Source organism: Gemmatimonas sp. UBA7669 (assembly GCF_002483225.1).
Taxonomy (GTDB): domain Bacteria; phylum Gemmatimonadota; class Gemmatimonadetes; order Gemmatimonadales; family Gemmatimonadaceae; genus Gemmatimonas.
In genome coordinates this window covers 33,396-45,369 of sequence record NZ_DLHL01000042.1, presented here as the reverse complement: position 1 = coordinate 45,369, position 11,974 = coordinate 33,396, and the positions used below count along the sequence as shown (strand labels likewise).

Sequence of the window (11,974 nt, the reverse complement as noted above, 5' to 3'; positions counted from 1 at the left end):
GTGAATCAGGCGCCTGTCAGCGCCGCGCGGGGCGCCGGAGCGGGCTGCAGCACCGCGCGCACCACCGAGTCGCGCAGGTAGCCCATCTCGACGGCATAATTGGCCAGTTTGCGCTGCAGCAGACGGCGACCACGGAAGAGGCGCGACTTGACGGTGCCCTCGGGCACACCGAGCACCTGTGCGATTTCGCCGTAGCGCAGTCCCTGGAGATCGCTCAGCACCACCGCGGCCCGATACTCCTCCGGCAACCCGCGAATGGCCCGTGTGATCTCGTCGTCGAGGAAGGAGTCGTAGAAACGACCTTCCGGGTCGGCCTCGCCCACGGCTTCGAACAGCGCCCAACCTTCCGTGTCGCTGGGCTGCTGCACTTCACGTGAGTCGATACGCCGCGTACGGCTCACGAACACGTGGTACAGAATGGTGAACAGCCAGGCGCGGATGTTGGTCCCGAGGTGATACTGCTCCCAGCGCTCGATGGCGCGAAGCATGGTATCGGACACGAGATCTTCGGCATCATCGCGCGAGCGCGTGAGTTTGAGCGCGAAGCTGTACAGGGCATCGAGATGGACCAGCGCCTCCTGCTCGAAACGGGCACGACGTTCGGCGCGGTCACCCTGTGCCGCTGCATCGCGGTTCTCGAGCACCTGCTGCTGTGCTTCGCTGTTCACGCTTACCATGGACGACGCTCCACCTGTTCGACATCGCGCACATGCATCGCGATGAACCGCTTGAGGTCAGCTGCGATCCCTTCGAGGACCGTCAGGTCACGCTTGACACGCGTCATGAGCACCGCGCCCTCGAGCGTGGCAATGATGAACCGGGACAACCGTACCGCGTCCACATCGTCCTGCAGCACCGGACGCGCTTCCCACAGGAGCGAACCGATCTGACTGGCCCAGCGCTCGAACACGGCCTCGATGCGCACGCGGAACCCTTCATGCGCATCAGCCAGCTCGGCCGCCAGGTTGCCGAACGGTGAACCGCGACGGCCGCCGCTCTCTGCCTGCAGCGCCACCACGCCGTCGATGAACAACGACAGGCGCTCCAGCGGGTCGATCATGGGCTCGCGAAGGATCGCGAGACCACGCTCGGCAAAGCGCTCGAACTGACGATTGAGCACTTCGTAGCCGAGTTCTTCTTTCGACTTGAAGTAGTGATAGAAGTGGCTCTTGCCACTCAGCTTGGCCCCGCGGATGACGTCATCAACTGACGTGGACGTGAATCCACGCTCGGCGATGAGTGCCGCAGCGGCATCAAGGATCTGTACTCGGCGTTCCTGCATGGGCATCAATGTAGGACCGTACGGTCCAAAGTGCAAGGCCGAAACCACAAGCGTCACAACCTGTTGTTTTACAAGGCTTTATGGCTACCTGGTCGAGCGCCGCGGACCGGTGAACCCTAACTGAAACCAGCACTTTTAGGACTCTACGGTCTTGCGCGGTTCCCACGGGTTCTGACAGCGCGCGGGTTCAGGAAGTGGGTCCAGCCGCCGACACTGTCCAGTCACGCCATGTGTCTGGCCCCCGCCGTTGGGATCGCCCCATTCAATGTCCACACCCGAAGAGCTTTTCGCGGATCCGCGGATCCACCCCTATCTCGAACGCCAGTTGCGACGCCACTGGGTGCAGGATGACGGCAAGCTGACGCCGGTCCTGCACGCCATCAGCCGCCTGCTCGACGATGTAGATCAGCAGCGGCAGCTCGATGAAGTAGCCATGGAGTCTCTCGCGCAAGAACTGCACGAGCGACTCGAGCGCATCGAGCGCAGCGAGCATCGCTACCGCCGACTGTTTGAGGACAGCCCGGTGGCCATGATCGCCCTGCGCGCCAGCGATCTAGCCGTGGAAACATGGAACGGCGCCGCAGAACGCCTGCTGGGCCACAGCGCGGCGGACGTGCTGGGCCGTCCGCTCGATCAGCTGGCCCGAAAGACCGGCAGCGAATGCCCGTTCACGCCACAGGTGCTGACGCTCGCGCCGGGCGCCACGCGAACCCTCGATCTCGTACTGACCCACCGCGATGGCTCGCCACGGGACACCGTTGTCACGCTGCAGCATGTGTCGCTGGCCGACCGCCAGAACATCGTGCTGCATGTGCGCGATCGCACCGAGGAGCGACAAGCCGCACGCAAGCAGCGGGAGAGTGATGCCCGCTTCCGCACCTTTTTCGAATACGCGGGAGTGGCCATTCACGTGCTCTCCTTCGACGGCGTCATCCTCGAGGCCAACCCTGCCGCCGAAGCCCTGCTCGGCTACGGTCCCGGTGAACTTATTGGCCGCTCGGCCACCTCGCTCTCGCCCGACGAAGACGTGGAGAGCACACGGGAACTGGGGCATGAACTCCGGCACGGCCTGCGGGAATCGGTCACGGTGGAGCGTCGCTTCTTCCACCGTGAAGGCCACATCGTCTGGGGCCAGCTCACCGTGTCGCGCATGAAGCAGCACAGCGAGAGCTATCTCATCGGCATGATCCAGGACATCAGTGAGCGCAAACGCATGGAGGCCGCGCTCGTGCGTCAGGCCTTCAATGACGACCTCACGGGTCTTGCCAATCGGGCCCTCTTTGGTGACCGCCTTCGGCACGCATTGGCGCGCGGCACGCGGCATGCCAGTCAGGCGGCGGTCATGCTGCTCGATCTCGATGGCTTCAAGCGCGTCAACGATTCCCTGGGGCACGCCGCCGGCGATCAATTGCTCGTTGCCATTGCCCGCCGACTCGAAGCGGTGGTGCGTGCCGGCGACACGGCGGCGCGACTGGGCGGCGACGAGTTCGCCATCCTGCTCGACGATATCGAAAGCGTCGAACAGGTCGAACGACTCGCCGAGCGATTGCTGGAGTCCATTACGCGTCCGGTACAGATCAGCGGCCGCGACGTCTCAGTTGGGGTCAGCATCGGCTACAAGCTCACCATGCCGGACGACGACGACATCTCGGCGCTGCGTGACGCCGACGCGGCGATGTACACGGCCAAAGCCGATGGGCGCTGCGCGGTGCGCCGCTTTGACCCGGCCATGCATCAGGACGCCCTCAACTGGCTGGAGCTCGAGAACGACCTTCGCGAAGCCATCGAGCGGCAATCGCTGTATCTCGCTTTCCAGCCGCTGGTGCAGATGCACGACGGCCGTGTGGTGGGCGCCGAAGCCTTGCTGCGCTGGCGACATCCGAAGCGCGACGATGTCCCCCCCTGCACCTTCCTGCCCATCGCCGAGGCCACGGGTCTCATCGTGCCGCTTGGTCGTTGGGTCCTGCGTGAAGCCTGCCGACAAGCGGTTCGGCTACGCGAGGTGGCCGGCGCGGATTTCACCATGAGTGTGAACGTGGCGGCCAGACAGCTCGATGCGCCGGATCTGGTGCACACTGTGCGCGAAGCCCTTCGTGAAAGTGGACTGCCCGCGTCGCACCTGGTACTCGAGCTCACCGAAAGCGACATCATGCGCCAACCCGATCGCGCCCTCCGCGTGCTGCAGGAACTGCGCGACGTGGGTGTGCACATCGCCATTGACGACTTCGGCACCGGCTATTCGTCGCTGAGCTACCTGCAGTTCCTGCCGTTCGACGAACTGAAGATAGACCGCGCGTTTGTACAACGCGTGGAAGACGGCGAGCGCGATCGTGCGCTCGTGCGCACTATCGTGCAGCTCGGCAAGTCACTGGGCGCGCTGGTGGTGGCCGAGGGCATTGAAACGCCGGGCCAGCACGCCTTGCTACACGAACTGCAGTGCGATGTCGGGCAGGGTTACCTGTACAGCCGCCCGCTCACTGATGAACTGCTGCGGCAGTTCCTGCGCGAACACCGTGACCGTGGCGCCACCTCGGCACTTCCTACCGCGGTGGCCCACGCCGCTTAGGCTTCCCGCCGGGGCGGCCACCGGGGCGGCCACCACCCCGACCACCACGGTGACCGCCACCCCGACCACCGCCTGAACCGCCTCCGCGGTAACTGCCCCCACGGCTTCCGTCTCCACGGCTTCTGTCACTACGGCTTCCGCTGCCCCGGCTATCGCGGTTTGCTGTTCTCGCGCGCTCCTCGTCCGTGTACGGATCATCGAGCCGCTCATGCAGCGCCTCCAGCGTGTCCGCGCGCACCGCACCACGCTGTCCCCGCACCACCACAAAGCGCAGCGCCCGGTCGAGGGTGGGCAGCTCTTCCGCCACCAGTGTGCGCGCGAGCTTCTCCGGCAGACGCAGTCGCACGACCGGCACGATCTGGCCGTCCCGCTCCTCCACGTCGTAATCCAGCGTGACCGCGCGGTCGCGAATCTCCACGCTGCCCGGCAGCGCACGCGCCGCCGCCAGATCTGCGTCGCTCACGAAATCGCGGCGGTCCAGCAGCATGGGGAGCGAACGAATGCGCTCCCAGCTGCGCTCCTGACCCATGGCCCGCTGATACCACGCCGCCAGCTCGGCCTGTCCGAGGCGTGCCGTGCGTCCGCCCAGACGGCGATACACCTCGCGCACTTCGTCCACGACCGGCTGATTGCGTCGCATGGCCGGATGCCGCAGCTCGCCACGCGCCGCCGCTTCCGCCAGCAACGCGCGCGCACCGTCGGCCAGATCGGGCGGGAACTCCGGCAGCGGCTCGCTCTCACGTGAGAGCTCGAAGCCAAAATACGTGACGCGACGACGCAGCAGCACCGGCGCCTGCTTGCGCTCCGGATCGAGCGCCAGCTCCGGCGGATGCCGCAGCGCATATTGGCGCACGAGATCCATGCTGAGCTGCGTGCCCTCGATGCTCGCGCGCGGAATGCCGTGGCGATCGGCGAAGTAGCGCAGCGTACCCGCCACCGCGCCCCAGGAACCGCACACGCTGGTCTTGGACACGCGTGCTTCGTGGCCGTCCGCCGTTTCTTCTTCGATGACGAGATCAAAGGGCATGAAGCGCGCCACCAGGTCGGCAAATCGCCGATGGACTGCGTGGCCGGCGAGTGGCAGCGTGTGCGGCAATGGCAGGCCCACACTGCGATACACACTGGCCATGGCCAGCGCCGCATCTTCGAGCGACTTGACCAGCACGCCACGTTGCTCCGCCCAATGCGCAATGCGATCGGCATCGAACAGATGACGCGGCAGGCCATACACATCGCCGATGTAGCCGGCCGCGCGATACGCGTCGGCATACACGTTGTACGCCGTGAGATGATCACTGCCGCGCACCACCAGTCCTTCCAGATCACGCCCCTCACGCGTCATGCGATGCAGCGACTCGATGCCGCTCATCACCGCCAGCACGGGCAACAAGTCGTCTTCGCCATTGACGATGAGCTCACCCCAGGCGCGCTCCACCGGCAGGGCCTCCACCGCGCGGCCATAGGGCGTGAGACGATCGTTGGCGATGAGGCCACGGGTGGTGAGATGATCGAGCGCACGGCGATAGGCGGCACGGTCAAGCGGTACCGGCAGGTCCAGGGCATCGGCGCGCACCCCCAGATCCGCGCAGGTCAGCGCCACGCGCTCGCTGTCACCGGCCAACTGGAACTCGGGCTCCGTGGGCCGCAGCGCCTCGAAGCGAATGTCCCGATCACTCAGGATGTACACGCGGCCACCTTCCACACGCCCGTGCACACGCCCCGCCATTTGGAGAATCTCGTTGGCGCCCAGATGCACACGCGTCAGCACATTGCGTCCGCGATCGATCACGTTGGTGAAACGCGTGTCGTCGATGATGACCGTGTCGAGACCCGGCACATTGAGCGCGCTCTGCCCCGCGGCCGTCATGGCCAGGAAGTAGGGCTTGGCCACCTCGCCCTCGAGGAAAGGCCGGATGACCCGAATGGGTTCGCCGCCGTGATAGTGTGCGGCACTCACCCGCGGATAGCGATGCCGCACCCATTCCGCGGCCTCTTCCACCGCCGCCCGCGTGGGCAGGAACATGGCCACGCCACGTTCGCTGCGCGCGAGCTTCTGCAGGAAGCGCTCGTCGAGAAACTCGAGCGGCTGTTTGCGCTGCACCTCCACGCGCGCGGCCTTGCTGGCATCGAAGGCCGACACTTCCAGCACGTCGGCGCTTTCGAGATAGCGCGCATAGAAGCGCGGATCCACGGTGGCTGACAGCCAGATGTAGCGGCAGCCCACCCGCTTGCCCAGTGCAAGACAGAGCTCCAGCTCGGCACTGGTCTGGTGAATCTCGTCCACCACCAGCGTGTCCGTGGGGTGAATGTCGCCGTCCTGAAACCAGCGCCGCGCAATGCCGGTGGTCACGATGATCACGTTCCACGACGGCGTCTCCGGTGTCGCTTCACGCTCTCGGTTCACCACCCCAACACGCAGCGCCGTCGTGCCAAGAATGGTCTCGGCAATCGGGCGGATGGCGAGCGTCTTGCCGGTGCCCGTGCCCGCGACGATGCCGAACCCCTTCCCGCTGCCGGCCAGGCGACGCAGGTCGGCGCCGCGCGTGCGTTCGAGGAAGGTGTCGAGGTGCAGACCGACCGCGAGTTCGATGGTCTCGCAGGCCGCGCGTGTTGGCGCGATCACGATGACACGTCCGGTGGGCGGCGCGGCCGCCACGAAGGCCGCCGGATCGGGCGGCAGATAGCGATCAATGGGTGTGCGCACTCTGCAATCTACTCGGCCGGCGTCATCTCACGCCGGCCGTCGGCCGTCACAACTCAGCGCTGAATGAGCTTGACCCGCTGACCATTACGGAAGATTTCGATGCGGTCAGCCCGGCCATCGCGATTCACGTCCGTCCACACCTGCAGCAACTGGCTGTTGGTGTCGAGGAAGATGGCGCGCCAGGGCACGCCGCCGCGGCCCTGATCGGGCACCCGTAGCACAAACTCGTTGGTGCCCAGCCACTGCATGATGTCCTGACTGGGCCGCCCCTGCAGCACATCAATGGTGCTGCGCATCATGGGCAGCACCTGCGGATAGGCCCGTGAGGCGAACTCCGGCAGGTCGTCGCAGCGCCCGTCCTTGTCCCGGTCGAGACAGACCGGCGGCCCGAAGCGCTGATCATCGCACCAGCCGTCCTCATCGCGGTCCAGACAGGCCGAGGAACCGGTGCCCGGCGGTGTCATGCCCGGGGCGAAGTAACGCGGGTCGGACACGGCGCCCGGCACCACCACCCCGCCGGGCGTCACGTACCCGCCGTATGACCCCAGGGGCCCCTGTGGTGACATGGCCCCACCCGGAAATGCCGACGCCGGCGCTTGAGACGCCGGCGCATCGCCGTGAAGTTGGGCATCGGAGATTTTTTTGGCCTCCCAGGCCTCGCGGGCCCGAGGGTCCGGGTTGGCCGCCAGCGGCGGAATGAGCGGCGGCCCCTTCTTCACGTCGGACTTGAGTCGATTGATGGGCAGGTCGTCGACCTTCTTGCCTTTCGACTTGTCTTCACCGTAAACCACGCGGCCATTGGCGGGCTTGTTGCGCACTGCGGTGGCACAGTCGGTGGGCGCCGGCTGCTGGTTGGCGGGCACCCCGTCCACCCAGACCCGACACATGCCGGCCGGCGGCAGATACTCCTTCGGGATGCTGTCCTTTTCGGCCGCCTTGCCCGACGGACGCGCGTTCTTGGCCTGCGCCCACGCCGAGGAACCCGTCGCCATGAGCGACAGGACCACGCCAGCTGTCAGCACCCGCCAGGAAGTTCGAATCATGAGAACGCTCTCCACCGGTATCCCGAGCCTCCGTTCCCCACGAACGGACAGCCGGCCACCCTACTGCGAGTGACGTGCAACCGGCGTGCCATGCACGGGAACGCCGCCGCTTTCGTCGTAAGTATCGACACTACGGTACCCTACGGACAGTACGAGGGTCCGCCGGGTCACATCCCGGCCGCCTTCTGTCATGCTTTGGGGACAGGGGCGGCCTCCTGACTGGACAGGTGGGGCTGCTGTTCAGTCGCCGAAGGAAATACCGATCATGCGCGCGGTCTGTACCACGTCATGCTTCGGGTCCACCCGCTTGGTTTCCGCCAACACCTCTTCGATGGGAATGGCCACGATGTGCGGCGATTGCAGCGCCACCATGTGCCCCCACTTCTTGTCGGCCACCGCCTGTACGGCCGCTGCGCCAAAACGCGTGGCCAACAGACGGTCGTAACCGGTCGGCGAGCCACCGCGCTGCAAATGCCCCAGCACCATGGAACGCGTTTCCTTGCCCGTGATGCGCTGGATGTCATACGCGATGCGCTCGGCGATACCGCCCAGGCGCCGGTCCTGACCCGGGAGCGACGCCCCGATGATGGACTCCGAGCCACCCTTGGGCTTGGACCCTTCGGCCACCACCACAATGCTGAAGCGCCGACCCGACGCGTCACGCTCCACGATCTTCGCGCACACCTTTTCGATGTCCCACTCGATTTCGGGGATGAGAATCACATCGGCGGTGCCGGCCACGCCCGCGTGCAGCGCAATGAAGCCCGCTTCGCGACCCATCACCTCCAGCACCATCACGCGATCGTGCGACTCCGCCGTGGTGTGCAGCTTGTCGATGGCTTCCATGGCCGTGTTGACGGCCGTGTCGAAGCCGAAGGTGGTGATGGTGCCCGCCACATCGTTGTCGATGGTCTTGGGCACGCTCACCACCCGCACCCCCTTCTGGCTGAGCTTCTGCGCAATCGCGAGGGAGCCGTCCCCACCAATGGAGATGATGGCCTCGATGCCGAGGTTGCGCGCGTTCTCCACCAGTTCGTCGGAGCGATCGACACTCGCCCAGGTCCCGTCGGGCTGCTGCACGGGATAGGCAAACGGGCTGCCACGATTGGTGGTCTTGATGATCGTGCCGCCCTGTGCCGCGATGCCGCGCACCGAGTCAGCAGTGAGTGGCACGATTTCGTCTTCGCCAAGCAGGCCGGCAAAACCGCGCTTGATGCCGAGCACATCCCAGCCGCGGGTGCGCGCCGAGAGCACGGCCGCGCGTATGACGGCGTTGAGACCCGGCGCGTCGCCGCCGCCGGTGGAAATGGCAATCCGCATGGGGGTGGAAATGATCGGGAGTGGGTAGGAGGAAGCCGTAATGTACTTTGTGCCCGGGTCTGCAGCAGGGCTTGCTGCGTTGCCGGCGCACCGCTGGCGTAAAAACGGTGCAACAGCGGGCGCCGGTTGTGTGCACTGTGGCGCATGCGTGTCTCAACTCGACCATCGCCCAGTGATTCTCGTCGTCGGCCTCGGCGAGCCCGCGCCCGTGCCCGTGCCCGCACCGGCGTCACGCTGGTCGAGCAGGTGGTGGTGCTGGCCCTGCTCGGCGTGCTGCTCGCCCTGGCCCTCGCCCGCAGCCTACCGCTGCTCGACGCACTGACCGTGGAAACGGCGGCCGCCGAAGCGGCCGACCTCTTGGCCTTCGCGCGCGATCAGGCCTGGGCGAGCGGCACGCGGGTGGCGGTTCGTATTGATGCGTCGGGCCGGCGGGTGGTGGTGCACCGGGGCAGCGATACGTTGGCGCGCGCTGAGTTTGCCGAACGGCGGATCGTTCTGCAGAGCACACGCGACTCCATGGCCTACGGGCCCGACGCGCTGGGCGTGGGAGCCGCGAATCTGCGGCTGGTGCTGGCCCGCGGAGGGCGGGCGGACACATTGACGGTATCGAGGCTGGGGCGGGTGCAGCGACGATAGAGCAACTCAGAACTCGAAACTTCTACCCACAACCCGGAACTGATCAGTTTCGAGTTTTGGGGTTGGAGTTGAGCCGACCTATGACCCGGAACCTCAACGCACCACCCGGAACTGATCAGTTTCGAGTTGTGGGTTCGAGTATCGAGTTCATGGTTTGCACTCGACACTCACCACTTGAACTCAAAGCTCACAGCTAACCGACAGTTCGGTCAGCTCTGAGCTTTGAGTACAAGTGTTGAGTTCGGGGTGGTGTTCAGGGGACCAGCACCCCCACCTCATCCACCCGGAATCGCCCTCCGGGCTCGATGAGCTGCCGGAACAGCAGCGTGGGCTTGCCCGCCCTGAGTCTCGAGGCCAGCGCCGGGTCCTGAATATCCAACTCGATATGCTCGCGCGAGCGACGGGCGGTGGCCCGCACCGGCGTATCGCATTCCAGCAACCACTGCTCGCTGTCTCGGCACAAATACAATCGCGCAGCACGAAGCACCGTCTGATCGTCCTTGGCCGCCAGCGCCGAATCGGTGCGCAGCACAAACGTCAACGGAGTGTTCCCATTGAAGCTGAGCTTCCACGCATAGTAGCCCGAAACAGGTTGACCTGGGCGCGGAACCCCGAGATAGCCGGGTGGCAGATTGACCACCACGTGCTCGCGAAACACCTTGGTTTCGCGGTCGTACTCGCGAATGGGGACCGAGCCTCGATACACCCCCTGCGTTCGCAATTGGGCGTGTGCGGTGTTCGCCACGAAGACCAGGAAGCCCAGGGCCAGCAGCGGTTGTTTCATGGCAACAACTCCACGGCCGTTTGCTGCACCGCCATGCGCCCATCCTTCCGCTGCATGCGCAGGTCAATCAGGTACCGGCCCGGCTTGAGGCGACCAAGATCCAGGGTGATGGCGCGCATCTGGGCCGACACCGGCCCAACGAGAGTGGTTTGGCCGCCCAATGGCTCCGAATCCAACCACCGGACCTCCACGCCTTCGGTGGGATCGGCAATCAGTCGTGCCGCAATGCCCAGTCGCCGAAGCAGGCTGGCGCCGTTCTCCGGCACCACGCGCAATACGATCTGCACGCTGTCACTGGGCCGCGTGTTGTAGCTCTCCCAGTAAAGGCTCAGGCGACGGTCGTTGGCGGTCAGCATCGAAGAGGGCCGTAGCAGATGCAGCAGCGTATCCGACGGCGCCGCCAGTTGTGCGGCACTCAACGGAGGCAGTAATGCGAGGTCCGACACCGCCGGTTCATCGGCAGCCAGCGCCGACAGCGGCCGCGGTGGAGAAAAGCCAAAGCGCGTACGCGCATCCAAACCGTCGGCCGCCTGGCCCACCGCTTCAATGCCAAGCAGGGTGGGCTCACCGGAGAGACGCCCACGCAATCGTACCGTGTCGCCACTGGCCGCCCACTGTTGGTCGAGCGAATCCGCGCGCTCTGGGCCAGACGAGGCCAGCAACATGACATCGTAGCGGTCGCGGGCCCGGAGTTGCGCAGGATGCCCCATCGTGACGGCGCTGACCACTTCGATATACGACTGCCGACGCACGGAAACGGTCTGTCCCTCGGGCAATTGCACAAGACGACGGGCCGGCCGGAAGTGCTCGGTGGGCCACCAAATCGCCGTTGGCATGCCGGTGCTGTCTTCGTCGATGAAGCGCCAGTCCTCGGATTTGGCCTCGAATGGATTCAGCGCAGCGCGCCAACTCGGAAGCGTGTGGATGCGGTCCAGAGAGAACTCGAGTGTCGAGTATGGGGGGGACGGAGGCCAGGCCCTGTGGGTGACGGTAAGCCAGTTGGTATGATCGCGTTCATCAAACATTCCCAGCCATCCACGGTAGGTTGGCCAGCCAAATCGAAGGATCATCGAGGCCACCGCTTCTCCGCCACGCTGCCGGTCGTAGCTGAAACGCTCATCCTGAGTTGCCATTCGCCCAATGTTGATTTCGGTGCGCCTCGCATCGTGCTCCATTCGCCGTGCATTTCCGGGCTCGCGCCAGAGCGGATCGGCTAGCCACCAGATGGTGCCAGTGAACTGTTCCCGCGCCGCACAGCTCATGGACCGGAATCGTGCCTGGTCGCCCCCTTCCAGCAGCTCGGACACATCGTCCCACTCGCAACGCAGGCTGTCGCCCATGGTCTGTCGCATGCCACGAAAGCTGGAATCGGCGGCCAGGTATTGGCCACTCCGTGCCTGCACAAGTCCCCTCAGCGCGAGACACCACCACCCTTCGGTTCGACAGTTTGCCGCTGCGCGTGCGGCTCCACGTTCGTCGAGGTCGGCCAGACGAAGCCGAACTAGTTGACCCGAGATCCACGCGTTGCCTGGGTCAACGGATTGTGCACTGTCGAGCGTGGCTAACAGGTGCGACCGCCTGGCAGCAATGTTTGTCCGGTATTGCGGGCGCAACGCAAAGTCGCGCCACACGGATTCAT

The 11,974-nt window shown here is 65.4% G+C and carries 9 protein-coding genes; 2 read left to right on the top strand and 7 right to left on the bottom strand.

Translation table 11 applies throughout. From position 1 onward, the window contains the following. Window positions 1–5: 5 nt before the first annotated feature. On the bottom strand, window positions 6–668 hold the full coding sequence (locus B2747_RS11170) for a sigma-70 family RNA polymerase sigma factor (RefSeq protein WP_291160552.1): 663 nt from the start codon (window positions 666–668) through the stop codon (window positions 6–8). A 2-nt stretch (window positions 669–670) separates the two neighbouring features. Further along, window positions 671–1,282: a TetR/AcrR family transcriptional regulator gene (locus B2747_RS11165; RefSeq protein WP_291160550.1), complete on the bottom strand. Its 612-nt coding sequence runs from the start codon at window positions 1,280–1,282 to the stop codon at window positions 671–673. A gap of 265 nt (window positions 1,283–1,547) precedes the next feature. Here B2747_RS11165 and B2747_RS11160 point away from each other — a divergent pair, with 265 nt between their 5' ends. Further along, window positions 1,548–3,848, top strand: coding sequence for a putative bifunctional diguanylate cyclase/phosphodiesterase (locus B2747_RS11160; protein WP_291160548.1), 2,301 nt, complete (start codon window positions 1,548–1,550; stop codon window positions 3,846–3,848). Here the strand turns inward: B2747_RS11160 and B2747_RS11155 are convergent. From B2747_RS11155 to B2747_RS11145, 3 genes are all read right to left on the bottom strand, one after another. Then, window positions 3,823–6,552 carry a DEAD/DEAH box helicase gene (locus B2747_RS11155; protein ID WP_291160546.1) on the bottom strand — a complete coding sequence of 910 codons (2,730 nt, stop codon included), beginning with the start codon at window positions 6,550–6,552 and terminating at the stop codon, window positions 3,823–3,825. The two genes, B2747_RS11160 and B2747_RS11155, sit on opposite strands and share 26 nt — an antisense overlap. Window positions 6,553–6,605: 53 nt before the next feature. Then, window positions 6,606–7,595 (bottom strand): hypothetical protein, encoded by a 990-nt coding sequence (locus B2747_RS11150; RefSeq protein ID WP_291160544.1) that lies wholly within the window; start codon window positions 7,593–7,595, stop codon window positions 6,606–6,608. Window positions 7,596–7,835: 240 nt separating this feature from the next. After that, window positions 7,836–8,915 carry a 6-phosphofructokinase gene (locus tag B2747_RS11145; protein WP_291160542.1) on the bottom strand — a complete coding sequence of 360 codons (1,080 nt, stop codon included), beginning with the start codon at window positions 8,913–8,915 and terminating at the stop codon, window positions 7,836–7,838. Window positions 8,916–9,059: 144 nt separating this feature from the next. On the opposite strand from B2747_RS11145, the gene B2747_RS11140 reads away from it, so the two are divergent. Next, on the top strand, window positions 9,060–9,551 hold the full coding sequence (locus B2747_RS11140) for a GspH/FimT family pseudopilin (RefSeq protein ID WP_291160540.1): 492 nt from the start codon (window positions 9,060–9,062) through the stop codon (window positions 9,549–9,551). A gap of 253 nt (window positions 9,552–9,804) precedes the next feature. On the opposite strand, the gene B2747_RS11135 is transcribed toward B2747_RS11140, so the two are convergent. Further along, window positions 9,805–10,335 carry a hypothetical protein gene (locus B2747_RS11135; RefSeq protein ID WP_291160538.1) on the bottom strand — a complete coding sequence of 177 codons (531 nt, stop codon included), beginning with the start codon at window positions 10,333–10,335 and terminating at the stop codon, window positions 9,805–9,807. Next, window positions 10,332–11,687: a hypothetical protein gene (locus B2747_RS11130; RefSeq protein ID WP_291160536.1), complete on the bottom strand. Its 1,356-nt coding sequence runs from the start codon at window positions 11,685–11,687 to the stop codon at window positions 10,332–10,334. Before B2747_RS11130 ends, B2747_RS11135 begins: the two co-directional genes overlap by 4 nt. Window positions 11,688–11,974 lie beyond the last annotated feature (287 nt).

Bases quoted from the DNA above. Each gene is read 5' to 3' on its own strand.
- B2747_RS11165 (WP_291160550.1), bottom strand. From the start codon at position 1,282: ATGCAGGAACGCCGAGTACAGATCCTTGATGCCGCTGCGGCACTCATC.
- B2747_RS11160 (WP_291160548.1), top strand. From the start codon at position 1,548: ATGTCCACACCCGAAGAGCTTTTCGCGGATCCGCGGATCCACCCCTAT.
- B2747_RS11150 (WP_291160544.1), bottom strand. From the start codon at position 7,595: ATGATTCGAACTTCCTGGCGGGTGCTGACAGCTGGCGTGGTCCTGTCG.
- B2747_RS11145 (WP_291160542.1), bottom strand. From the start codon at position 8,915: ATGCGGATTGCCATTTCCACCGGCGGCGGCGACGCGCCGGGTCTCAAC.
- B2747_RS11140 (WP_291160540.1), top strand. From the start codon at position 9,060: ATGCGTGTCTCAACTCGACCATCGCCCAGTGATTCTCGTCGTCGGCCT.
- B2747_RS11135 (WP_291160538.1), bottom strand. From the start codon at position 10,335: ATGAAACAACCGCTGCTGGCCCTGGGCTTCCTGGTCTTCGTGGCGAAC.
- B2747_RS11130 (WP_291160536.1), bottom strand. From the start codon at position 11,687: ATGCGACAGACCATGGGCGACAGCCTGCGTTGCGAGTGGGACGATGTG.